This window comes from Psychrobacillus sp. L4 (assembly GCF_042944905.1).
Lineage (GTDB): Bacteria > Bacillota > Bacilli > Bacillales_A > Planococcaceae > Psychrobacillus.
In genome coordinates, this window is sequence record NZ_CP168496.1 from 290,868 (window position 1) to 314,729 (window position 23,862).

Consider the following 23,862-nt stretch of genomic DNA (forward strand, 5'->3'; position numbering starts at 1 on the left):
ACAATCGTATCCAAGCCAATGTTGAATATGGAGTGATAGCTTATAACTAGAAAGGGTTGGGAGAATGGGTGAGAAAAGACTTGAAATGTATGGTGGTGTTTACGGTGGATTAATTCCAATGGGGATTTTACTTATTGGACTAGTTTGGTTATCCGCAACAGGGATGGGGGGGACGATTCCATTTTGGGCAGCTGGATGGTTAGCTATTGCACTAGGTGTATTGTTCGCAAAGGATAAGCACCATTATTGCGAAGCTATTATTAGAGGGATAAGCGACAAAAACGGGATGATTATTGTATGCGCTGCTTTATTTGCGGGGGTATTTGGACTGTTGATGGTTGGCGGCGGGTTGGTTGAAGGCTTATTATGGTTTGGATTTGAAACTGGAGCACAAGGTGTCGCTTTTACGTTAATAGCCTTTGTTGCCGCAATGGTCTTTTCTTTAGGAACTGGAGACAGCACAGGAACTATCCTTGCACTCGCTCCGGTACTATACCCAGCAGGATATTTTCTGGGAGCCGATCCAACCATGTTGGCCGTAAGTATACTGGCGGGTGCAGTATTCGGTGATAACCTAGCTCCTATTTCGGATACCACCATCGTTTCAGCTTCTACTCAGGGAGCTACAATGAAAGATGTCGTAAAAACTCGTTTTCCACTTTCTATAACAGCTGCTATTATCACTTTTATCATTCTTGCCATTTTTGGCGGTGGGGGAAAAGTGCAGACTTTACCTGAGATGGGGACAAGTATGGGTCCGTCTGGCCTGTTAATGCTCCTAGCACTAGTTGTTGTACTTGTATCTTCTTTAATGGGTAACCATATTATTCAATCGCTTATTTTTGGAAATTTATCAGCAATGGCTATTGGGCTTATGACAAAGCATATTACTTTTCAACAGCTTTTTCATATCCCTGCGTCAAGAGGTATGTCTACGGGTATTATTCAAGATGGAATTATGGGTGTAACTGGAGTGGTCGTTTTTGTTCTGTTGGTGTTGGCGATTACTCAGATCCTAATTGAAAGCGGTATCATTGAAAAGTTGTTAAATTGGACGTTGAAAGTAGTGGCAAAAACAGTAAGGACAGCAGAACTTTCGATCATTTTTGCAACTATTTTAGTTTCTATACCGATTTCGGCAAACACTCCAGCATTATTATTAGTAGGACCGACGTTTGTAAAAAAAATTGGAGAAAAGTTTAATTTAGCTCCTTCTAGACGTGCTAATCTAATGGATTGTGCTGTATGTACGGTATTTTATTTATTGCCTTGGCATATTGCAGTTGTTGTTTGGTATAGTACAATCAGTTCATCAGCTAGTGAATGGGGTATTTTTTCGCCTGGTATTGCTACTGCATTCCTTAATCCATACGCGTGGTCTCTACTAGCGGTTATCCTATTTTCGGCAATTACCGGTTGGAATAGAAAGTTTGAAAACTCCTCCGAGGTGGAAAAAGCTGACGAGTTAATAAAAACTGAAGATACCCCTCTTGACAATTTAGTGTTAGAAAGTGTCGAGCAATAAAGGAGTTTATAAGATGAAACCAACCATTCAGGGAAAATATATATACGAGTTTTCTCATGAAAATGAACCTATCACTTCTATAAAACTAGGCGATACAATAGAAGTAGAAACGATCGATTGTTATAGCGGAGCTTTGAAAACAGAAAGAGACTTAATAACTGATTTTCCAACGCTTAAAGCGAACCCAGCGACGGGACCGATTTACATTGAAAATGTGAACAAGGGTGATGTGCTAGAGGTTATTATAAAAAAAATTGACCTAAATTCTGTTGGTGTCATGCCTACTAGACCAAACAGAGGGCTTCTTGGAGATTATATTCAAGAAACGCAAACAAGAATTCTTTCAATCGATCATGATATCGTCACATTAAATCAATCAATTCGATTCCCCGTTCATAAAATGATTGGAGTGATTGGTGTTGCGCCGCAGGGAGAAGCTATTTCTAATACGACACCTGGTGAGCATGGTGGAAATATGGATACAAAAGATATAACAGAAGGAAACACGTTGTATTTACCAGTTTTTCATCCAGGTGGATTATTAGCTTTAGGTGATCTTCATGCCTCCATGGGAGATGGGGAGCTAAATGGTTCAGGTGTAGAAGTCGGTGGGAAAGTAACCTTGCAAATAAATAAAATCGAAGGTGTCACTTTAAATATGCCTATCGTTAAGACCGAAGACCATGTGATGATAATCGGTAGTGCGACTGATTTTCGGGATGCGGTAAGAAAGGCTATGTTAGAAGCGATTCGATTAATACAACACAAAAACGAAATGGAATTCGCGGATGCCTATCGTTTATTGAGTGCAATAGGGGACTTACGTGTTAGCCAACTGGTCAATCCTAAAGTAACCGTGCGCATTGTGTTGCCAAAGGAATGGGTTTCTATTTAGGGAACCCGTCGTCATGCTGCATTTCAAATTATGATATAACCAATAATACTTCCTACACTTGAATAATGTGTAGGAAGTATTATTGGTTATAGTGTTATAGTATTAAAAACAAAATCATGAATAAATACACAGCAAGTAAACAACTGTATGGAAAGTTTTCTTTGGTAACTGTTATACTTTTACTTTTCCTGATTTATATTTCTTTTAGCAAACTTTTATGTCATAAAAATGTAAGCGTCCCTTAAGTGCATCTTTGTTTTTTGTGGCCGAGTGAAAGGTACCAGGTACCAAAACGATTCTGAATTGTATTAGAACCTGGTACCCAAAATTGATTCGGCATCTAGTTTATGTCGAAAATTGGAATGGAGGAATATATATGTATAGCTTTAAGAATGATTACGCAGAAGGGGCTCATCCAAGTATTTTACAAGCTTTAATGGAGTCTAACTTAGTGCAAGAGGATGGGTATGGCGGTGATCAATTTACACAAAAAGCGATTGATGTATTGAAGCAAAAGTTAGAGAATCCCGGCGTTGATATCCACTTGTTATCGGGCGGGACGCAAACAAATTTAACGGCAATTTCTGCTTTCTTACGACCACATGAAGCGGTAATAGCTACTAGTACGGGGCATGTTTTTACACATGAAACGGGTGCGATTGAAGCTACGGGCCATAAAGTTATTTCCGTAGAAACGGAAGATGGAAAACTGAATCCTACTCAAATTAAAGAAGTGTTAGATCTCCATCCAGATGAGCATATGGTAAAACCAAAATTAGTCTACATATCAAACTCGACGGAAATAGGTTCTATCTATAATAAGCAAGAACTGTCAGATTTAAAAGATTTTTGTGGAGAACATAATTTACTATTGTATATGGACGGGGCAAGACTAGGATCCGCATTGTGCTCCACTGAAAATGACTTGAAGTTAAGTGACATCTCGACACTTGTGGATGCTTTCTATATTGGTGGGACTAAGAATGGCGCACTTTTAGGTGAGGCATTAGTCATTTGTCGAAATTCATTAAAAGAAGATTTTCGTTTTCATTTGAAGCAAAAAGGGGCTTTGTTAGCGAAAGGGAGATTATTAGGTATCCAGTTTTATGAGCTGTTTAGAGATGATTTGTTTGCTGAATTGGCCCAGCATGCGAATGATATGGCCGCTATTCTAAGGGAAGGATGTAGCGCTGCTCAATTATCTTTTTTAATACATTCTCCGTCCAATCAAATCTTTCCAATCTTGCCAAACTTTCTTATTGAAGAGCTTCAAAAAAATTATTCGTTTCTTATTTGGGAAAAGGTTGATTCTACACATTCTGCGATTCGATTAGTTACCTCATGGGCAACAAAAGAGGAAGAGGTACGTGGTTTCGTTAAGGCTATAAAACAAATAGTAGATGCAAAAAGAGTAAATATAAAATAACAGGTTTGTTGTTTAGCACCTATCTATGCAGAATCTATCTTAACTAGCATTGCCTTTATTAAAGTGGGCAAGGAACGCATTGTTTATATAGTGCGTACTGTGCAAACTAAATAGTGACCGTTGTCTCTTAATCTAGCTTTTACTTGGCCCGAGATGACACTTATAAAGTGTACACATAAATTGAACATAACGGTAACTATCTTGCGATTAGCAAAAAGTAGCATCATCTTATGATAGAAAGCACCTATCCTGTAGTAACGAGTCCCTTTTTGCGCATAATTTATCGGATAATTGTATCCAGATAAAAAGTTCGGATACCTTTGCCGCAGTGAGACGTTACTGATATAGATAGCAAGGTACTATGGGATTGGAGTGAAAGGGCGGCGACTCCAGCCGGAAGAGTGAGACAGATGAGCCATCGCAGGCGAACGCGTAGCGTCGGCGATGGCTCATCGCTCACCCGGCGGAAAGCGTCCGCCCTTCAGCGGAAATCCTAGCGGTAACTAGCTGTTGCGCACTATATGAATACTACACATAATTAGTTCTAGATTGCGCATAATAAAAACACCCCAAAAAATAACCATCTATCAGTTATCTTGATAGATGGTTACTTTTTATTCCTGATTAAACCATAGTGGATCCTTGTCATCAACGTCTCCATTATAATTAATCAGAATTTCATCTCCTGCCTTTATATCCTTAAAAGCAAAGAAGTCAAATGTGTGATTTTTAAAATTAATCTCATAATCTGCATTAGGTTCATAAGAATGGTTAAACAACATTCCATAACCAAGAAGGATAGCAGATTTATCTAACCCATACTCAAAAGCGTAATCACCTAGTATGGTTTGCTCAACGTATTGATGCTGTTCGTTTGGATAAGCAATGACAGGTGCTTCATGTAAAAGCTCTCCTTTTTTGATATCCACTTTAGCAAATACCCCTCTATTGAATTCTCCATCACTTAATGAAGATGTTTTTACTTCAATCATGTTTATTCGCCTACTCACTATTAATATATTCTTTCTAACTGTAACATTAATTTGAACATTGAGCTCTTTTTATTTGTTTTCAGAAGACTTTATTATTAATTAAACGACTTTATTGGCACCGAATTAGGTCCCTGTCCTAAAATAATTCAAAGTTGTGTTAGAATTGGTACCTTTAATATAGTAAAGACAAACCAATGTCTCAATCCTTGCAAGAAGCTGGGTTAAGGCATGGATTATTTTGTATGTTACTAGAGTTTTGTGGAAATACTTCTCCCTTTTTTATTAGCTTTAAATAGTCTATAATTATTAAATGACGGCAGGTATTATAATTTATAAATAATTAGTACAAACTTTGATAGGGTTACATAGAGACTGAAAAGGTGTGTGAGGAATTCGCACCTACATCTTTTCTTCAAATTTGAGGGTATAAGGATGGGTAAAATGAGCAGAGAAACTAAAACAGACGTCATCTTAATTGGTGCTGGAATCATGAGTGCGACTCTAGGTACGTTTTTGAAAGAATTAGTACCTGAATGGAAAATTACAGTGTTTGAAAAGCTCGAAAGTGCAGGAGAGGAAAGCTCTAACGAATGGAATAATGCAGGAACAGGGCATGCTGCACTGTGCGAGCTTAACTATACGGTCGAAAAATCAGACGGATCGATAGATATTAGCAAAGCTATTCAAGTTAATGAACAGTTTCAGCTTTCCATGCAGTTTTGGTCTTATCTTGTAAATAACGAGCTGATACGTAATCCGCAGGACTTTATCATGCCATTGCCTCATATGAGTATGGTACAAGGGGAACAAAATGTAACATTTTTAAAGAAACGTTTTGAAGCGATGTTACAAAATCCTCTGTTTCAAGGGATGGAATTTTCCGATGACCCTGAAAAACTGATGGAATGGATCCCGCTTATTTTACAAGGTCGTACATCCAATGAACCTATAGCAGCAACAAAAATTGACTCAGGCACAGATGTTAACTTTGGTGCTTTAACGCGCATTTTGTTTGACCACTTAAAGGGTAAAAATGTAGATATTAATTACAAACATAGTGTTGAAAATCTTAATCGGACGGAAGACGGCAAGTGGGAAGTGAAAGTGAAGAATGATGCTGAAGGCAAAATCGAATACCATAAGGCAAAATTCGTCTTTATCGGAGGCGGCGGAGGAAGCTTGCATTTACTGCAAAAATCTGGTATTCCTGAAGGGAAACATATTGGTGGATTTCCGGTAAGTGGAATATTTATGGTGTGTAATGATCCCGATGTAGTAGAGCAACATCATGCAAAAGTATACGGGTTAGCTAAGGTTGGAGCACCTCCAATGTCTGTTCCGCATCTGGACACAAGATTTATCGACAACAAGAAATCGTTGCTATTTGGACCGTTTGCAGGCTTTTCACCAAAATTTTTAAAAACCGGTTCCATGTTAGATTTGGTGACTTCCGTAAAACCGGATAATCTTTTTACTATGTTGTCGGCAGGTGCAAAAAATATGTCATTGACAAAATACTTGATCGAGCAAGTTATGTTATCGAAAGAACAACGCATGGAAGAGTTACGGGAGTTTATCCCAAACGCAAACAGCGAGGATTGGGATTTAGTAGTAGCGGGTCAACGTGTACAAGTTATTAAAGATACGGAAGCTGGCGGCAAAGGTACACTTCAATTTGGTACGGAAGTTATTAGTGCAGCAGATGGTTCGATTGCAGCATTACTAGGAGCTTCTCCAGGAGCTTCTACTGCTGTTCACGTGATGCTTGAAATTTTTGAAAAATGTTTCCCACAACATATAAAAGAGTGGGAGCCGAAAATTAAAGAAATGATTCCTTCTTATGGCATGTCACTAATGGAAAATCCAGAGCTTCTGCACGAAATTCATACTTCAACAGCAGAGACGCTTGGCCTAAGCGAAACAGATTTAGGTAATAGTTAATGCTTTGGATGTAGAAACAAAGGAATTTAAAATAAAGAATCTTTGATCTAGCCATAGATTGAAGGTTCTTTTTTTAAAGATAAGAATGTATAAGCGGTTGATATACTAGAAATCGAGAATTCCCAACGACTTGAAGTGCTTGTTAATAGTGACTAGCTTACGCAGGATTTCCTAAATGTTTTTACTTTTACCGTACAAGGTATACCTGAATAAGTGGGTAGAGGATTAGAGTTGGTGGAACCTGAAAATTGCTAGCATCCATAGGTAAAGAAGTGCTGAGCGGCCGAAATTGCATCTTCGTCCGCTTTTAAAAGAATAGGAAAGCATTTATTCTCTCATTAACCAAAACAAATGCATGAATTCTCTACCTATTTCAAGAAGGCGACGGACAAACAACCGCCACAAGATTACCGAAAAAAGTGGATGGAGAAGTGACGTAGTCACTTCTCCATCCACAAAAGTTCCCATGGTAATAGTGTAGATGATGTTTCGTCCAAAGCACTATGGTAATAGTAAAGACAAGATGCACTTAAAAGGACACTTGCATTTTTTTATAGGAGGGACAAGACAAAAGTTCAAAAATAATTCAAAACTGTGGTACCCTTCGTTTTACTAGTAATATAAGAAAGGAAGAGTGACAGATATAATGCAAATAGAATCTCAAGAAGAGCTTTTACTTCATTTCAAGAACATGGATCCAAGTAACCCAGTCTCCACAATTAAAATTCCTGGAGTAGGAACATTTAAAATACTTTTACAAAAAGTAGATACACCAGAAATGGAAAAGGTTTTGCAAGATGAAAAACTGGACTTAATGGATGGAGAAGAATTTTTAGAGTGGAAAAAGGTGTTATTAATACTTCAAAGAGATATTCCACTAGCCGCTTTTGAGACATGGTTGAAGAGAACATGGGCAGTGGAAATTAATAGACAACATATTTGTATTAATTGTAGTAATTACTTTCAATTAGACTGGATTAAGAATCATTATTTAAGCAAGATTCTTTCTACGGTGGAAGAAGTAACGGGCAAGCAATACTTTTTGGAGTTTCAAGTTTTCCAGAAGGAGTGAGGAAAACTTTCTAAGGATTCACTAGTTTATAAATACAAAGGAATGAGACAGTTGAGTAAAAAGAAAAAAACAAAAAAAAGCAAAAAGAGATTGGATATAATGGAAGAAGAGGAGCTATTCGGTGAATTTGCATTTATTGCAGGTTATACAGAAGGTGGGGCTCCTTATGGTATTTTACATGAAGAAATGGAAGAGGATGAAAATCTTCACGAAGAGTTTAAACGAGACTCCGAGCTTGACCTAAGTGATGATTCACTTCCCTTCTAAATAGTATTAGCGTCCAAGCATCATTACTAGCAGACATTTTGATTTAATGGGTGAAATAAATATAAAAAAGAAAGCAGGATGAACATGAAAATAAGTATTTTAGGTGGAGGGAGCGAGGTTGGAGCTTCCTGTTTACATATTCAAATAGGGGAGACTAACTTGTTGATTGATGCGGGTATGCGGATGCAAGGGGATCATCTACTCCCTGCTCTTGGGATGCTTGATGGGCTAGACGTTCCGGATTGTATTCTCGTGACGCATGCACATGCTGATCACATCGGAGCACTCCCGATTGTCCATTCACTTTATCCGACTATTCCAATTTATACTACTTCACCTACAGCCGATCTGATGAAAGTCATGATGAAAGATGCCTATAAAATTTTAGAACAACGAGCCCACACGACGAATAGTTTACCTGCTTATACGGAAGAACAAGTGACTGCATTGTTGGAGTCTTTGCTTCTTTTTCCATCTAGTGGTGTTTTAACGGTAGGAGATGTGAAAATTACAAGTTATCGGGCTGGACATATTTTAGGAGCGGTGATGTTTTTAATAGAAGGAGATGGAGAAAGTCTTCTTGTAACGGGAGATTTAAGTTTTAAAGCTGGTCGTACAATACCAGGAGCTGAGGTTCCTCATGGAGTATATCCTGACGTTGTAGTCATGGAATCTACTTATGGAAATCGCGTACATACAGATCGAAACACAGAAGAAAAACGTCTGGCTGATCATGTTGCGGAAGTAATCGCAGGTGGAGGATTTGCACTTATTCCTGCATTTGCACTTGGTCGTGCCCAAGAGGTTCTTCTAGTTCTACAAGATTATATGGACAAAGGCTTGATACCAGAGTTTCCGATTTACGTAGATGGACTAGTCACACCAATTAGTGGTATTTATAAGAATTACCCACATTACTTAAAAGGACCAGTAGCTCACCGAATTAGGAAAAATGGGGATGCTTTCTTAACAGAGGGTAGATGTAAAGCTGTTCATCCAAGAGAGCGTGAAATGATTTTACAAGGTAAGCCCGGTTGTATTGTTGCTTCATCTGGGATGCTAACAGGAGGAGCTAGCTCATGGTATGCGGAACGTCTTGTTGCAGGGGACAAAAATGCAATCTTCATCACCGGTTACCAGGATGAGGAAAGTCCAGGAAGAAAATTGCTAGACCTTGCCGATGGAGTGGAAAAAACGTTGGAGTTAAACGGCAGTATCCATCAGGTCAAATGCCGCATAGGCAAATACGGACTGTCTGCGCATGCAGATGCGAACGAAATGAATCGTTTTATCCAAACGTTGAAACCAACCTATACATTACTTGTACATGGGGATGACGAGGCTAGAAGTCGGCTAGGGGAACTCATCGATACAAGATTTGAACCGATTCTGGTGGATAACGGAGAATCGTATTCCTTTGAAAAACGGAAATCAGGAAAAGGAATTGTTGGAAAGAGATATACTGGAAATGAGTCTACAATGAAACTGCGAGAGAAAATTGGGAGTTTATTGCTCTATCGTTCAGAGGGAGAGGAAGCTCTGAAGTTTGCTATATGTACGGGGATTCACCCCAAAACCAAATCCTTTATATGCCAAACGCTAAAAGGAAAACCGGTTCAATTGCAAGCGGAACAAGTAGTAGAAACAATTGGTAGATGGGATGGACCAATTGATGAATTAGTGGAGGCTGCCAATGAAGTACTATCGTTCTGTCGTCCAATCCTTGAAAAGATAAGCTGGACCAAACTTCCGAAAGAGGAACTATCATTAAGTATGACTTTTGAACTACTTAGGTTAGTCGAACTAAAGGAGAAACTGGCAGTGGCACTTGCACTCCAATATCTTCCGGAAGTTAACCGAAGAAAAGGAATTGACGGAACCGTTCTGTATAGTATGGATGAACAAGTGGAAATGGCTCTGGAGCGGATGACATTACCTATTCAAGGAATTAAGATGAATGCTACTGCAGCAATGGAAATCGCTCGCGATAAATTTGTGGATCATCCACGATTTATGCGCTGCGGAGTGAATAATATAGGCACAAATCAGGAACAATTAATGGTTTATTTTGATTTTCCAGATGTGATTGTAGAAAAGGAAAGAATGGATATAATCGAATACTTTAAGCGAGAAACAGGGTGGGAAGTTACTTTTTCAAATTCTATCCGGCAAGACCTTTTGCAAAGTTTACTTGTAAAACTCTTCGGTTCTTCGATAGGTACACCTTCCATTCATTTGCATGATCGAATGGTATCTATAGCAGTTGATCGACCAGAGGATACAGAGAAATTGTTAAGACAGTTTAAAGGGACAACTGGTTTTGAAGTCCAATTTAAGGGGGATATGTCTACCGCTTCAGTTATATCGAGTAATAGCTCTGTATTCCAAGTGGAGAGTTTTGGAAAACGGATGGAGAACAATCAAGCGCTAGAAGAAACAAAAAAGTGGGCAGCAGATCGTGTTATTAATGTCTATAAAGTTGGTATTAAGCAAGATATGATGGAAGTTCACTTCATCTCTCCAGAAATAGCGAAACTACATGAATCAGATTTGGAGGAACTGTCTTGGCGAATCGGCATGCCAGTTACTTACGCAAAAAATCCAAAGCAAAACGAGATTATCCGTATAGCGATAGAATCCCTACCACCCTCTTGGGAAATGAAGAAAAATCCATCTATCCACACAGATAGGAAAGCCCTAGTGGTGAAACTCGAAAAATTGCCGAGCGAGGAAGAGCAACAAAAGACTAGCAAGAAAATAGAGAAAGAAACAGGTTATAGTTTAGAAGTAACGGTATAGTCCTTGGAAATACAAAAAAATGTTGCATGGTTGCTTTATATATTTAACCGCTTGATGTACGAGTATCAAGCGGTCTTAATTGAAGTCAGGCTAAAGAAAATATCGTACTATCTGACAAAAGGTTAACCACTTATATTACATGAGTCGGTGAAGGGGTTATTTCCTCTCGCTCCGACCGGTCTACTACTACTGCTCCAACAATATCTCCAATAACATTAGATGCAGTGCCTCCCATACCAATAATCGCATCTACACCAGCGATAAGCGCAACAACCTCAAGAGGTAAGCCGAACATAGTGAGAACCGCGGAAAGCGTTATTAACCCTGCAGCCGGAACACCTGCTGTTCCAATCGATAAAAGTGTACCTACAAGAATGATGATAAAATAATCTGAAATGGAAAACTGTAGATTTGTTACATTTGCTGCGAAAACGATGGATAACCCCATCCGTAAAGCACCACCATCCGAGTTGAAAACGGCACCTAGTGGAAGTGCAAAGTTTGCAGTACGATCAGAAACTCCAGCTTTTTTAGCAGAACTAATCGCAATCGGTAAGGACGCGATACTACTAGAAGTAAAAAATGCTGTTGTATAAGCTTCTTTTGTTTGCTTAAAAAAGTAGATAACAGAATTACCCGAAATTTTTATAAACCCTGAATAAACAACTACCCATAGAATGATAAGTCCTAAATAAAACACCCAGATAAACGTAAACAATGATTTCAATGTTTCCAATCCTTGACTACCAAAAGTAGCAGCACTAATCGCAAAAACACCAATAGGGGTGTAGGCAAGGATACCTTTTAATATTTTATAGAACATCTCATAGAAGGCTGTAAAAGCCTTTTCGATTAATAATCCATAGTCTTTCATCTTGGCATCTGCTGAAAACTTCATCGAAGAAATAGCAAGTCCCATTATAATAGCGAGAAAAATAATTGCCATAATATCTCCTGCAGTAAATGCTTGGAACATATTTTCAGGGACAACTTGTAATAAGATCTCGGAGAAATGAGGGGTCGTTGGTTTATCTACATGTACATTTGGCAATGTTAAATGACTGCCTGGATTAAACCAAAGTGCTAAACCTAGCCCGATAAATAACGCAGCAGCAGTAGTTATTGCATAGTATACTAAAAGCTTTCCGCCTATTCGGCCCAATTGAGTAACGCTCATTTGTGTTACGGCCAACACGACAGTTAAAAAGATAATAGGGATGGCGATTAAACTTAGTAGATGGATAAGAAGAGTTCCAAATGGTCGTAGAACTTCTGCTTTCGAATGAAAGATGAATCCAACGATAATTCCTAATAAGAAACCAACAGACATCTTAATAACGAAAGGTGTTTCAAGGTACTTTTTCCATATATGTTTCATATATATATCACTTCCTATACTGAATGTTTGTTCATGTACATCTTAAGTAGTATATCATGAATGAACTACTACTCGGAATGTTAAGGATGCATTGAATGAGTGGCTTTGATGTGTTTTCTAATACAATTCTAAATGGTATTAGATCATGGTACCCTTCATTAACTCAGTATATAATGAGAGAAGAATTCTATAGTGGATTAGCGGTGATGAACTGACTACTTAAGCAAGAAAGGAATTTGTTTATGAAAGCATATCAGTTTTTAATAACGTTAGAAGAAGTAGAGCCATCTGTGTGGAGAAGATTTGTTATTCCAGCAGAAACTACATTTAAACGATTGCATGACACTATTCAATTTGCTATGGGATGGCAGGATGCCCACTTATTCGAATTTGATTTTGAACGAGAGCAATATCAATTAGAAATAGTCGAAGATGAAGAAATGTATGAACCGCATAAATTTGATCAACTTAATGCGGTTCGAAATCTTCATTCGCAAATTGAAAGTGAATTTGAAAAAAGATATACACAAGTTGATGCATACAGAAATGAGAAAAGCGAAAAATACAAAGCTCCCAAAGTACGTGGAAACATTCAAACAATTTGTTTATCGATATGACTACGGGGATGATTGGAAACACCAGATTCAGCTGGAAGAGGTTATTTTAGATTATGCCGTTGGGTATCCAACCTTATTGGAAGGGGCAGGAGCGTGTCCTCCAGAAGATGTAGGTGGTGCAAGGGGATATGAAGAGTTTTTAAAAGCTTGGAATACCCCTTCTCATGAGGGGCATAAAGATATGAAACGTTGGGGAGAAGGAAAGTACAATCAAGAACTTAATATTCCACGCATAAATGAATTGATGAAAGAGCTGTTGAAGCTAAAAAAAATTAAAACTGAGTAATTCCAATAGGGCAAGTGGAACCTGAAAAAATAGATAGCATCCATTAATAAAGAAGTGCTGAGCGGACGAAATTGTATCTTCGTCCGCTTTTAAAAGAATAGAAAAGGATTTATTCTCTCATTATCCAAACCTAATGCAATATGTCTCTACCTAATTCCAACGGTAATAATGTAGCCAATGTTTCGTCCAAAGCACTCCGTAAAAGGTGAAGACAAGATGCACTTAAATCACGCTTGCGGTTTTTTTATATGGAATTCGAAGTACTTCATCGTGATTTACCGGCTAATCAATATCCCACGAGTAGTACCACTTGTATACGTATACAGACGATAGTATATTTAGTATTATGAGCACAATAATATAACATTATATTGAATGATGAGGTGTTTAAAGTGAAGATAGATAAAACCGGGTCCATGCCGTTGTATTCGCAAGTGGAAAGCATATTGGAAGAAAAAATCGTTTCCGGTCAATGGAGTAAAGGTTTTCAAATACCAACGGAAACTGAGTTGGCAAAGAGTTTAGATGTAAGTAATATTACGATCAAAAGAGCAGTTATAAATTTAGTAGATAAAGGTATGCTATTTCGTCAAAGAGGCAAAGGAACTTTTGTTACAAATACGGTAATGGAAAAAAACATCTACACATCTGCATTTTTTACAATGGAAAATGAAGTAAGTTCTTCACATGAAATGTTAGAAGAACACAAAGACATCATGTATCCCAAAGTCGCAAAAACATTGAATTTGCCTTCTGATCAGAAGTTTTTCTTTATCAAAAGATTAGGATTAGAAGATGGAGAACCCGTATCTGTAGAATATACTTACTTACCACAATCATTTAATCCAGAACTTTTACGTGATATAAAAGAAGATGACTTTGTTTATGATATCCTAGTAAAAAAATGTGGGATTGAGTTGAAAAACTCTAAAAACTACTTTTCTGGGACAATAGCGAACGAGGAAGAAGTAGCATTATTAAATGTGGATTTAAATACCCCATTATTTGTATGGGAAAGAATTACATACTCTAAATCGGATGAGCCAATTGAATATTCAAAGTTTGTCATGCGCCAGGATAAGGAAAAGTATTATTTGGAAGTACAATTATAAAGCCGCATCTTTTCACTCAATATCCAAACGATATTTCATAAGAACTGAAAACAGAGGGGCCAGAAGATGCAAAATCACTTCTAGCCCCTTTGAATATGCGTGTGTAGCAAATATTTAATCCAAACCATTATAGGATTATGCGGGATATAACTGTAATCCTATAAATAAGAATAACGCTGAAATTACAAAGAAAATTACTACTAAAGGAAATACAACTTTAAGCCATTTCTGAAAAGGAATTCTGGCAATACCTAGAGCAGCCATCAATATACCTTGTGTCGGGAAGATGAAATGACCTATACCGCATCCGTACTGATAAGCAGTTACAATAACTTGTCTACTTACATTGACAAGATCCCCAAGTGGAGCCATTAATGGCATTGTTAAAGCAGCTTGAGCGGAAGAGGAAGGAACTAAAAAATTGATCCCTGTTTGGATAAGTATGTTAAGTGTCGTAAAAGCAGCTTTTGGTAGGTCGTTTAAAGTGTTCGCTAATGAGTTTAAAATGGTGTCAATTATCTTGCCATCTTGCGCTACTACTAGGATACCCCTTGCAATACCAATAACCAAAGCAGCAAATATGATATCTTTACACCCCTCAACAAATGATTCCGCGATGTCTTTTTCATTCATTACTCCAGCAATTTTTGCAAGTAATCCGGCAAATAAACCGATTGCCAAGAAAACCATTGAGATCTCTTCTATATACCAGTCTAACTCTTTTACTCCATATGCCATTAAACCAATACCACCCATAAATACGAGTAATATTAATCCATGGTACCACTTAAAAGTATCCATGGATTGTGTTTCACTTGTTAAAAAATGATCTCTATTTGTTTTGTCAATTTCGAACATTGGTGAAAACTCGGGTTTCTTTTTTACTCGTTTCCCATACCAGACAACAAACAGAATGGCTATGGTGATAAAGACTAAGAACTGAATCCATCTGAATCCGATTCCCGAGCTGATTGGTATTCCCGCACTTGCTTGTGCAATGCCTACAACGAAAGGATTAGATGTAGATGCCATCACCCCTGTTTGAGCACCTAAATAGATAATCATTGCTCCTGTTAGGGAGTCATATCCCATTTTCATCATTAAAGGGATGAAAATCATATAAAATGGGAGTGTTTCTTCTGCCATTCCCATGATTGTACCACCCAGTCCGAATAACAACATGGCAACAGGTATAACAAGTAGTTCTTTACCTTTTAACATTTCAACAACTTTCGATACACCGGCTTCAATTGCACCAGTTTTGCCTAAAATCCCGAAAGCACCACCTAAAAGTAAAACAAACACGACAACATCTGCTGCTGCAATGGTTCCTTTCATCGGAGCGGTTAAAATACTCGTAATACCTTGACGAGAATCTACGGTATTCCCATCAACTATTTGAACTTTATCAACATGACTATAGGTTCCTGCTATAGGAGTTGGCTTATTGGCATCTTTTACATAATCGAATTGCCCGCTTGGAATCACCCATGTAAGAGTAGCCATGATAATAATTATTCCTAATAATAGTGTAAGTGTATGCGGGACTTTTATATTACTGTTCATACTTTTAGCCTCTTTTATTTCAAATTTCAATGACTAACAAGATAGGTACTTAACAATTTCCTCTACACTCAAATGTTCCATTCCCATTTTTTCTAATGTTCTTCCTGTTTTAAAATAGTCTTCATCATTATAAGCAGATGCAATATGAATACACGATTCTACAATCGGAAGCTTAAGCCCAGCTAGTTTGGCAAATTCAAAACAAGGTACCAATAGATATGGAACATCTTCTGTTATATATCTAGAATGAGAACTTGCGGGTGCACTACTAATCTTTTCGTGAGTAGTGGATGCACGATTAAATTCATACACCGTTTTATAATTACTGTCATATAAAGCATTCATCGCCTCTAGTTCCGTTTTTAGCTGACGGCCAAATGCTAATCCAACAGACAAGCGTTCTTGATCCATTTTGGATGCAGCATTTGCAGTTGCCGGACTACAACAGTCGCGGTAATAGTTAAATTCTCCATTAAAGTTTTCAAGAAGACCCATGTTTAAGGTAGTCAATAAAGGGTGTCCACCAAAATTAATGTTTTCTAAACCTGCTACCATTGGGTTGTCTAAAAACTCCAATCTTAATGGGAATATATCGCTAATCCTAGATTTTGCATTTTCCAGGTTGGTAGCTGGAAAAACACTAACGGATATATATTCTTTTAGTCCCATAATAGCAATTTCCGCCGGCTGAACTGCTCTACATGCCCAAGGTATACTAATAGAATCCACAAATGTAATCTTCAAATCAGGTCTGGACTCATTTTTCATTTTATTTAGAACTAATCCTCCATAATTGCCTGGCATAATGACTATAATTTGGTCATCTTTTAGATGAGGAAGCATTTCTTTAAATAATATTTCTTGCGCAAAAGAAGGACAGATCATGATAAGAACATCAGAGAATTGCACTGCTTCTTTCATATTAGTTGTAGCCTTCGTTATTTTCTCGAAACCAGGGTATAACATTTGATAGTCATGTAGTTCTTCTAAAGCTTTAATACCACCTGTATCAATTATAGCTCTAATTTGCATATCAAATTGAGGGGAATCATACACACAAACGGAGTTTCCTATTTTACTTAAATGATAAGATGCTGTTAAACCGCCATTTCCTGCACCAATAATACTGACTTTTTTCATTTTAAATTCCTCCTAATATTTTAATAATCAATAATTTATTATTTAATTATAACATTATAACATTATAATTTGGAAGCGCTTTTAAATTCTATTTTATTCTAGTTTACTTTTGGATAAAAGATATATAATCCGTATTAAAAATAGTTTGACTATTTAAGAAACAGTATATAAGATATAAAGATATAACATTATACTTTAATGGGGGGTGCTTATTAACAAAACGGATAACCCATATTTTAAAATAGGGGGGAGTAAAGAGAACTAGAACTTATATATCCATTATTTAGGAGCACTTAATAAATTTAAGCGAAGAGGAGTGTTATATGTGAAAAAGTTTTTAAGTATTACGTTGATGTTAGTGCTGAGTATGATTCTTTTAGCTGCATGTGGTAGTTCGGATAGCAAAGAAAGCGGTTCCACGGATTCAACCGAAACTATACCAACGAAGAAGCTAATGATGGGAACATCAGCTGATTATCCTCCGTACGAGGATTACGACACTAATTCGGGAGAAATTGTTGGATTTGATATTGATCTTGCTAAGTATATAGGAAAGAAATTGGGATTCGAAATCGAGGTTAAGGACATTGATTTTAATGGACTAATTCCGGCAATTCAGTCAAAGCGTGTTGACTTTGTCATGTCGGGTATGACACCAACTCCTGAGCGAGAAGAAAACGTGTCATTCTCTAATATATATTACGAAGCAATTCATACCATTGTGGCAAAAGAAGGAACTAACTACGAGACGTTAGAAGATTTAAAAGGGAAAAAAGTTGGCGTTCAGCTTGGTTCTATTCAAGAAGGAAGATTAAAGGATGCAGAAGGTATTGAGATCGTCCCTTTAAACAAAATTCCTGAGATTATTCAAGAACTAAAATCGAATAGAATTGATGCAGCTGTTATTGAAGACACAGTAGCAAAAGGATACACCGAGTCTAATTCTGACCTTAAACTAGTAGTCATTCAAAACAATGGTAACACTGGTTCTGCGGTAGCTTTTCCTAAGGATTCATCTTATCCAGAAGAGTTCAACAAAGTCATCGATGAGATGAAACAAGACGGCGAGATGGAAAAGTTGATAAAAAAATGGTTTGAAAAAAAATAAACGATAGATAGGAGAGTAGGGCATGGGTATGGACTTGCAATTCAACCAAATCGTGCCCTATATCCCTTTTATATTGAAAGGGATATTGGTCACGCTGGAATTCACTGTTATTTCAACTTTTTTTGGATTTTTATTAGGCACTTTACTGTCACTTATAAAGATTTCGAACATAAAGCCATTAAAATGGTTTGGTGTATTTTATACATCATTATTTCGAGGTACACCATTAATATTACAAATTGCACTAATCTACTATGCCACACCTCAACTAATAGGATACGATATTCCGGCATTACAAGCGGGTGTAATCGCATTCTCCTTAAATTCAGCAGCCTACATTTCTGAAACGATACGGGGAGGTATTTTAGCAGTGGACAAGGGACAACAAGAGGCAGCATTATCATTGGGTGTTCCGTATCGGCAAACGATGAAAGATATTATACTTCCCCAGGCCATTAAGAATATACTCCCTGCTCTGGCTAATGAAAGCATTGCTTTATTGAAAGAATCAGCATTAGTATCTACGATTGGTGTGACAGATTTACTAAGACGTGCGAATATCGTCGGTGCTAAAACGTACTTATATTTTGAGCCATTAATTCTTGTAGGTGCAACCTATTATGCAATGGTTCTACTATTAACTGCGGGTGCACGTATACTAGAAAGGAGACTTCGTCAGAGTGATTAAAGTTGAAAACATTCACAAAGTGTTTGGGAAGCTAGAAGTGTTAAAGGGTATAAGCACGAATATTAAAAAAGGCGAAGTCGTTGCCGTAATTGGACCTTCTGGTTCCGGTAAGTCCACTTTTTTACGATGTTTGAATCTCTTAGAGGTTCCAACCAGTGGTAGGGTAGTTGTTAATGGACAGGAAATAACAGACGTAAAGACAAATATTACCACACTACGTCAACATATTGGAATGGTATTTCAGCACTTTCATTTATTTCCGCATAAAACGGTATTGCAAAATATGACATATGCACCTATGAAGGTTAAAAAGCTATCAAAAGAAGTGGCTGAAATAAAAGCAAGAGAATTATTAAAGAGAGTAGGCTTAGGGGAAAAGGCCGATGTCTATCCTTCTAAGTTATCGGGAGGACAAAAGCAACGTGTAGCCATCGCAAGGGCACTAGCTATGGAACCCGAAATCATGTTATTTGATGAGCCAACTTCTGCACTTGACCCGGAAATGGTTAAAGAGGTTTTGGATGTGATGAAAGATTTGGCCCATACCGGAATCACAATGGTCATTGTTACACATGAAATGGGATTTGCTAGAGAGGTTGCCGATCGTATCGTATTTTTAGATGAAGGAAAACTAATGGAGGATTCCACTCCACAAGAGTTTTTTGCTAAACCAAAGAGTGAACGTGCGCAAACCTTCCTAGAAAAAATTCTTTAGGATTAAGCTAGCTATTGAAGCTTAAACAAATAAAAACGGAGTAATCTAATAGGGCAAGTGGAACCTAAAAAAATAGATAGCATCCATTATTAAAGAAGTGCTGAGCGGACGAAATTGTATCTTCGTCCGCTTTTAAAGGAATAGGAAAGGATTTATTTTCTCATTAACCAAAACAAATGCATTATATCTTTACATATTTCAAGAGGGCAGCGGACAAACATCCGCTACAAGATTACCGAAAAAAGAGTATCCGGTAGTGACGCAGTCACTTCCAGATACTCCATAAAATTCTTCGTTAATAGTGTAGCTTATGTTTTGTCCAAAGCACTCAGGAAATAGTAAAGATAGTATGCACCTAGGACGTTAGCATTTTTCTTATTGTGCTCAGATGATGCGTCTTGTAAAAACATTCATAGGTAGTTATTTCGATTAAATCTCTCCTAAAACACCCTTAACTAATTCAACAAATTTAACTCTTACCTTACCAGCAACTTCAATTACTTCGTCGTGATTTAATGGCTGATCTAATATTCCACATGCCATATTCGTTAAACAAGAAATACCAAGTACTTTCATATTTGCATGAGTCGCTACAATAGCTTCTGGTACTGTCGACATACCTACAGCGTCCGCTCCTAATGTGCGAATCATACGGATTTCAGCAGGAGATTCGTAGGCAGGTCCACTCCACCAAGCATAGACACCTTGTTGCAAGTGTATGTTTTGTTCGGTCGCTACTTTGGTTGCAATATTACGTAAATCCTTGTTATACACTTGTGATAAATCAGGGAAACGAGTTCCTAATTCATCGTTATTTGGTCCCATTAATGGATTGGTTCCAACTAAATTAAGATGATCCGTAATTAACATTAAATCGCCTGGGTTAAAGCTTGTATTAACCGCACCACAAGCGTTTGTAATAATTAAATTCTCTATACCTAGCGCTTTCATTACACGTACTGGGAAGGTTACTTCATCTAACGTATACCCTTCATAATAATGAAAACGACCTTTCATAGCCGCTACTATCTTGCCGTTCAATTCTCCAATGACTAGTTCGTTCGCGTGACCAATTGCTTCTGATTTAGCAAAGTGAGGAATTGCGCTATATGGGATCTGAACAGGGTTCTTAATTTCATCTGCAAGTGTTCCTAATCCTGAACCAAGAATAAGTCCAATCACAGGGCGATGATTTGTTTTACTCATAATAAAATCTTTAGCTTCTAATATATCTTTGATGTTGTGCATTCCTAATTCCTCCTTGAAACGTAAAAAACATGTTAACAATAAAATTTTAAGGGAGAGAAGAACTATTGTAAAGAAAACTTCATAATAGTCTCAATTTGTAACACTTTCTATGAAACCTATGTATAGTGTTAACAACTTGATAAATGGAGGGAATCCTGTGGGAAATTTAAATGTAATAGATTTTTTCTCAAGACAGACACATGAAAAGCTTGTTAAGAAAGACTCTAGCAGCATGGACGAGTGGACTGAAAAATATGGTGTCTATTTAGGTTGCTTAATGGAACAAGATACAAAGGTATTTCGAAATTTTACAGCTATATTAGAATTTAAAATGCAACAAATAAATTATTTAACAATGGAATGGGAAAGTCTCTATAGCGAACAGCAATCGTTTCTCCAATATTGCATCGATTTCTTAAAAGTACCTAAAGCAGAAAATATAAACTTGGAGAAAGATATTTTGTCAGTTAGCAAGGGTGGACATACTTGGATTATTTATGATTTCGAAGCGATTAAAAAGAAGTAATAACTTATTATGGAAGCTGAATAAGGCAAGATGGATGTAGAGGTTTAGGAAAACCTTCCGCCTCAACCAACAGTGCAATTAAGAAAGTATATGAAATACCGTGTTCATTGTGTTTTTAGTTTCACAGGATTGTATAACGCTGATTTGTGCCATCTCACATAAAGTTAACTCTTTACATAGAGAAATGGTTGCTTTCATGATAAAATTGGTTGCTTTCTTCAAGGATTTTGTTGCTTTCAGTGTAGAATCTGTAGCTTTCACCTTACAACTAGTCGCTCTATGCCAGTTTTTAACTTTTTTGTTGAGCATTTAAACTTAATAATACCAGTAATCCTGTGGAATTTGGGGAAAATAGGAAGTATTTATTGATAAAGAAGTGCTGAGCAGACGAAATTGTATCTTCGTCCGCTTTTAAAAGAGTAGAATAGGATTTATTCTCTCATTAACCAAACCAAATACATTATGTCTTTACATATTTCAAGAAAGCGACGGACAAACATCCGCCACAAGATTACCGAAAAAATGGATTGTGAAGTGACGCATTCACTTCACGGTCCATAGCCCTAACGGTAATAGTGTTGCTAATGTTTCGTCCAAAGCACTCTGAAAGCTGTAAAGACAAGATGCACTTAAAGGATACTTGTGCTTTTCTTACTTTTTTAAGGATTGCTTCTTATGAAGTTTTGATTACTTTGTTCTAACAATCTCTAAACCCCGAATCTCTGTCTATATCCGCACTTCCTACACATTTCTTCCACAGCTTCTCTTCGAGTAAATCCATCATAGAGGGCATTTGCTCGTTCTCCCTCTACAATTTCAGAGAAAGAGGTTTTATTGATATTACCGAGATTGATCACACCTTCCCCGTCTAGACAACAAGGTACAACGGTTCCATCGACGAGAATAGCTGCTTGACTGCGAAGGGCATGACAAAATCCTTTGCCGTCATCCTCTGGTGCAAGTAAACTAGGCCATTGGAATTCGTGGTCCTGATTAATATAGATTCGATCTGCAATTTTAATCCCGCTGCCTGGCACTACTTTTTCTTCAATCTTGTAATCCAGGTTAAATTCTTTTTCTAAGATTTCTAATGTCTCTTGGTTTCTTCTTATATCTTCATTCGTTGCATTCTCTCGTTGAAGATTCCATAATCGAAAGGAAATAATGACACCTTGTTCTGCCGCTTCTTTGGCAAACTCCAGAACTGTGGACAAATACTGTTCGCGATTTGTCGATCCCTCATGGCCGTCAAAACTATGAAGCGAGAAGTTCATTTGGCGCAGTGCAGGCTTACCTAATAACTTATGTCTGTTTTTTGTAATAAGTGTCCCATTTGTTGTTATATTTACTTTAAATCCTTTAGTATGAGCAGCGTCTAGTAATTGGTCAATTCTGGGGTGGAGAAGAGGCTCTCCTTTGACATGAAGATAAATATATTTTGTATGGTCTTTAATTTGATCTAGTATGTTATTGAATGCATCTAATTTGATAATATTTGCTTTTCTGCTTGTTGGAGGGCAGAAGCTACAAGCAAGATTACATACGCTTGTAATTTCGATATACATTTTTTTAAATGTTTTCAATGTTTATTCACCATTCCAGTTCTGATTTATTAAAATGACTATCCTCATTTTAACAGAATTACATACTACATTGAGCAGATTATTTTAGGGTTTCTTTGTCATAGAATGGGGACATGAAAAAACCTGCCTCCGAAAGAAGTCAGGTCTACTCATTTGCTATTAAAATTCGATTTCGTCTGGATCTGGGCCAATGCGTTCATTTGTTGCGATTGCATCAATAGCGGCTTGATCTTCAGAAGATAGTTCAAAGTCAAATACGTTTAAGTTCTCTTGAATACGGCTCGGTGTCACTGATTTTGGTAAGGCAACGTGACCCGATTGTAAATGCCAGCGAAGTACGATTTGGGATGGCGTTTTTTCATACTTATTCGCCAATTGATGGAACAAGTCGATTTCCATGAATTTCCCTTGCATCAATGGGCTCCAAGCTTCTACGTGAATGCCTTCGCCTTTTAAGTAAGCTACGAAATCTTTTTGAGGCAACTGAGGATGTAACTCAATTTGGTTGACCATTGGTGTCATTAAACCGGCATCCTTCAGTTGTTCCAGATGATGCTGTTTGAAGTTTGATACCCCGATTGCTTTCACTTTACCTTCTTCATATAACTCGACAAGTGCACGATACGCCTCTACAATACCGTCAACTGGCCAGTGTAATAGGCATAGATCAAGGTAATCGGTATTCAAACGGTCCAGTGATTCTTGAAATGCTTCTTTCGTACGACCAGCACGAATGTCGTCATTCCAAATTTTAGACGTCAAGAAAATGTCTTCGCGTGCAACACCAGAAGCGGCGATACCTTTCGCAACACCTTCCTCGTTCTTATAAACAGCAGCCGTATCAATATGGCGATAACCTACGCGAAGAGCCTCTTCAACTGCTCCTGGTGCCTCCGTGTCGTTATCAACACGCCATACTCCAAAACCAATTTGTGGTATTTTTAAACCATTGCTAAGTGTAATGAAATCCATATAAAT

At 37.5% G+C, this 23,862-nt stretch carries 21 protein-coding genes; 14 read left to right on the forward strand and 7 right to left on the reverse strand.

The window, feature by feature from the left end; genetic code table 11:
• Positions 1-64: 64 nt before the first annotated feature.
• The 3 genes from ACEPXG_RS01460 to ACEPXG_RS01470 all read left to right on the forward strand — a co-directional run bounded on the left by ACEPXG_RS01460 (position 65) and on the right by ACEPXG_RS01470 (position 3,846).
• The gene (locus ACEPXG_RS01460) at positions 65-1,525 is read left to right on the forward strand and encodes a Na+/H+ antiporter NhaC family protein (RefSeq protein WP_391206688.1); all 1,461 of its coding nucleotides are present in this window, start codon (positions 65-67) and stop codon (positions 1,523-1,525) included.
• 13 nt (positions 1,526-1,538) lie between these two features.
• Positions 1,539-2,420 carry an acetamidase/formamidase family protein gene (locus ACEPXG_RS01465; RefSeq protein ID WP_391206690.1) on the forward strand — a complete coding sequence of 294 codons (882 nt, stop codon included), beginning with the start codon at positions 1,539-1,541 and terminating at the stop codon, positions 2,418-2,420.
• Positions 2,421-2,796: 376 nt separating this feature from the next.
• Positions 2,797-3,846, forward strand: coding sequence for a threonine aldolase family protein (locus ACEPXG_RS01470; protein WP_391206693.1), 1,050 nt, complete (start codon positions 2,797-2,799; stop codon positions 3,844-3,846).
• Between the two features lie 614 nt (positions 3,847-4,460).
• Here the strand turns inward: ACEPXG_RS01470 and ACEPXG_RS01475 are convergent.
• Positions 4,461-4,838 carry an SET domain-containing protein gene (locus ACEPXG_RS01475; RefSeq protein ID WP_391206696.1) on the reverse strand — a complete coding sequence of 126 codons (378 nt, stop codon included), beginning with the start codon at positions 4,836-4,838 and terminating at the stop codon, positions 4,461-4,463.
• A 441-nt stretch (positions 4,839-5,279) separates the two neighbouring features.
• Here ACEPXG_RS01475 and ACEPXG_RS01480 point away from each other — a divergent pair, with 441 nt between their 5' ends.
• The 4 genes from ACEPXG_RS01480 (at position 5,280) to ACEPXG_RS01495 (ending at position 10,917) form a co-directional block, all read left to right on the forward strand.
• Positions 5,280-6,779: a malate:quinone oxidoreductase gene (locus tag ACEPXG_RS01480; RefSeq protein ID WP_391206699.1), complete on the forward strand. Its 1,500-nt coding sequence runs from the start codon at positions 5,280-5,282 to the stop codon at positions 6,777-6,779.
• A 646-nt stretch (positions 6,780-7,425) separates the two neighbouring features.
• Positions 7,426-7,851, forward strand: a complete 426-nt coding sequence (locus tag ACEPXG_RS01485) for a DnaA N-terminal domain-containing protein (RefSeq protein WP_391206701.1) — start codon at positions 7,426-7,428, stop codon at positions 7,849-7,851.
• A 51-nt stretch (positions 7,852-7,902) separates the two neighbouring features.
• On the forward strand, positions 7,903-8,118 hold the full coding sequence (locus ACEPXG_RS01490; RefSeq protein WP_391206704.1) for a hypothetical protein: 216 nt from the start codon (positions 7,903-7,905) through the stop codon (positions 8,116-8,118).
• 84 nt (positions 8,119-8,202) lie between these two features.
• Positions 8,203-10,917: an MBL fold metallo-hydrolase gene (locus tag ACEPXG_RS01495; protein ID WP_391206706.1), complete on the forward strand. Its 2,715-nt coding sequence runs from the start codon at positions 8,203-8,205 to the stop codon at positions 10,915-10,917.
• 130 nt (positions 10,918-11,047) lie between these two features.
• Here ACEPXG_RS01495 and ACEPXG_RS01500 read toward each other — a convergent pair whose 3' ends face one another.
• Positions 11,048-12,295, reverse strand: coding sequence for a dicarboxylate/amino acid:cation symporter (locus tag ACEPXG_RS01500; protein ID WP_391206709.1), 1,248 nt, complete (start codon positions 12,293-12,295; stop codon positions 11,048-11,050).
• 242 nt (positions 12,296-12,537) lie between these two features.
• Between ACEPXG_RS01500 and ACEPXG_RS01505 the strand changes: the two genes are divergently transcribed.
• The 3 genes from ACEPXG_RS01505 (at position 12,538) to ACEPXG_RS01515 (ending at position 14,310) form a co-directional block, all read left to right on the forward strand.
• Positions 12,538-12,912 (forward strand): plasmid pRiA4b ORF-3 family protein, encoded by a 375-nt coding sequence (locus tag ACEPXG_RS01505; RefSeq protein WP_391206711.1) that lies wholly within the window; start codon positions 12,538-12,540, stop codon positions 12,910-12,912.
• Positions 12,830-13,198 (forward strand): plasmid pRiA4b ORF-3 family protein, encoded by a 369-nt coding sequence (locus ACEPXG_RS01510; protein ID WP_391209722.1) that lies wholly within the window; start codon positions 12,830-12,832, stop codon positions 13,196-13,198. The genes ACEPXG_RS01505 and ACEPXG_RS01510 overlap by 83 nt, the downstream gene beginning before the upstream one ends.
• A gap of 392 nt (positions 13,199-13,590) precedes the next feature.
• On the forward strand, positions 13,591-14,310 hold the full coding sequence (locus ACEPXG_RS01515; protein WP_391206714.1) for a GntR family transcriptional regulator: 720 nt from the start codon (positions 13,591-13,593) through the stop codon (positions 14,308-14,310).
• 135 nt (positions 14,311-14,445) lie between these two features.
• On the opposite strand, the gene ACEPXG_RS01520 is transcribed toward ACEPXG_RS01515, so the two are convergent.
• On the reverse strand, positions 14,446-15,876 hold the full coding sequence (locus ACEPXG_RS01520) for a YfcC family protein (protein ID WP_391206717.1): 1,431 nt from the start codon (positions 15,874-15,876) through the stop codon (positions 14,446-14,448).
• A gap of 33 nt (positions 15,877-15,909) precedes the next feature.
• Positions 15,910-17,016 (reverse strand): NAD/NADP-dependent octopine/nopaline dehydrogenase family protein, encoded by a 1,107-nt coding sequence (locus ACEPXG_RS01525; RefSeq protein WP_391206720.1) that lies wholly within the window; start codon positions 17,014-17,016, stop codon positions 15,910-15,912.
• Between the two features lie 325 nt (positions 17,017-17,341).
• Here ACEPXG_RS01525 and ACEPXG_RS01530 point away from each other — a divergent pair, with 325 nt between their 5' ends.
• From ACEPXG_RS01530 to ACEPXG_RS01540, 3 genes are read left to right on the forward strand one after another with little or no spacing between them, the layout of a single operon-like run.
• Complete coding sequence (locus ACEPXG_RS01530; protein WP_391206723.1) at positions 17,342-18,124, forward strand: transporter substrate-binding domain-containing protein; 783 nt, start codon at positions 17,342-17,344, stop codon at positions 18,122-18,124.
• Between the two features lie 28 nt (positions 18,125-18,152).
• Positions 18,153-18,812 carry an amino acid ABC transporter permease gene (locus ACEPXG_RS01535; RefSeq protein WP_391209724.1) on the forward strand — a complete coding sequence of 220 codons (660 nt, stop codon included), beginning with the start codon at positions 18,153-18,155 and terminating at the stop codon, positions 18,810-18,812.
• Positions 18,805-19,527: an amino acid ABC transporter ATP-binding protein gene (locus ACEPXG_RS01540; RefSeq protein WP_391206726.1), complete on the forward strand. Its 723-nt coding sequence runs from the start codon at positions 18,805-18,807 to the stop codon at positions 19,525-19,527. Before ACEPXG_RS01535 ends, ACEPXG_RS01540 begins: the two co-directional genes overlap by 8 nt.
• Before the next feature lie 429 nt (positions 19,528-19,956).
• Here the strand turns inward: ACEPXG_RS01540 and ACEPXG_RS01545 are convergent, their stop codons facing one another.
• Complete coding sequence (locus ACEPXG_RS01545; RefSeq protein ID WP_391206729.1) at positions 19,957-20,775, reverse strand: purine-nucleoside phosphorylase; 819 nt, start codon at positions 20,773-20,775, stop codon at positions 19,957-19,959.
• Between the two features lie 157 nt (positions 20,776-20,932).
• On the opposite strand from ACEPXG_RS01545, the gene ACEPXG_RS01550 reads away from it, so the two are divergent.
• A complete protein-coding gene (locus ACEPXG_RS01550; RefSeq protein ID WP_391206732.1) occupies positions 20,933-21,301 on the forward strand; it encodes a hypothetical protein in 369 nt (122 codons plus the stop codon).
• Positions 21,302-22,008: 707 nt separating this feature from the next.
• Here ACEPXG_RS01550 and ACEPXG_RS01555 read toward each other — a convergent pair.
• Positions 22,009-22,884: a radical SAM/SPASM domain-containing protein gene (locus tag ACEPXG_RS01555; RefSeq protein WP_391206735.1), complete on the reverse strand. Its 876-nt coding sequence runs from the start codon at positions 22,882-22,884 to the stop codon at positions 22,009-22,011.
• A gap of 159 nt (positions 22,885-23,043) precedes the next feature.
• Positions 23,044-23,856 (reverse strand): aldo/keto reductase, encoded by an 813-nt coding sequence (locus tag ACEPXG_RS01560; RefSeq protein WP_391206737.1) that lies wholly within the window; start codon positions 23,854-23,856, stop codon positions 23,044-23,046.
• Positions 23,857-23,862 lie beyond the last annotated feature (6 nt).

Coding starts and splice junctions, on each gene's coding strand:
- ACEPXG_RS01460 (WP_391206688.1), top strand. CDS start 65: ATGGGTGAGAAAAGACTTGAAATGTATGGTGGTGTTTACGGTGGATTA.
- ACEPXG_RS01465 (WP_391206690.1), top strand. CDS start 1,539: ATGAAACCAACCATTCAGGGAAAATATATATACGAGTTTTCTCATGAA.
- ACEPXG_RS01470 (WP_391206693.1), top strand. CDS start 2,797: ATGTATAGCTTTAAGAATGATTACGCAGAAGGGGCTCATCCAAGTATT.
- ACEPXG_RS01475 (WP_391206696.1), bottom strand. CDS start 4,838: ATGATTGAAGTAAAAACATCTTCATTAAGTGATGGAGAATTCAATAGA.
- ACEPXG_RS01480 (WP_391206699.1), top strand. CDS start 5,280: ATGAGCAGAGAAACTAAAACAGACGTCATCTTAATTGGTGCTGGAATC.
- ACEPXG_RS01485 (WP_391206701.1), top strand. CDS start 7,426: ATGCAAATAGAATCTCAAGAAGAGCTTTTACTTCATTTCAAGAACATG.
- ACEPXG_RS01495 (WP_391206706.1), top strand. CDS start 8,203: ATGAAAATAAGTATTTTAGGTGGAGGGAGCGAGGTTGGAGCTTCCTGT.
- ACEPXG_RS01500 (WP_391206709.1), bottom strand. CDS start 12,295: ATGAAACATATATGGAAAAAGTACCTTGAAACACCTTTCGTTATTAAG.
- ACEPXG_RS01505 (WP_391206711.1), top strand. CDS start 12,538: ATGAAAGCATATCAGTTTTTAATAACGTTAGAAGAAGTAGAGCCATCT.
- ACEPXG_RS01510 (WP_391209722.1), top strand. CDS start 12,830: ATGCATACAGAAATGAGAAAAGCGAAAAATACAAAGCTCCCAAAGTAC.
- ACEPXG_RS01520 (WP_391206717.1), bottom strand. CDS start 15,876: ATGAACAGTAATATAAAAGTCCCGCATACACTTACACTATTATTAGGA.
- ACEPXG_RS01525 (WP_391206720.1), bottom strand. CDS start 17,016: ATGAAAAAAGTCAGTATTATTGGTGCAGGAAATGGCGGTTTAACAGCA.
- ACEPXG_RS01535 (WP_391209724.1), top strand. CDS start 18,153: ATGGACTTGCAATTCAACCAAATCGTGCCCTATATCCCTTTTATATTG.
- ACEPXG_RS01545 (WP_391206729.1), bottom strand. CDS start 20,775: ATGCACAACATCAAAGATATATTAGAAGCTAAAGATTTTATTATGAGT.
- ACEPXG_RS01560 (WP_391206737.1), bottom strand. CDS start 23,856: ATGGATTTCATTACACTTAGCAATGGTTTAAAAATACCACAAATTGGT.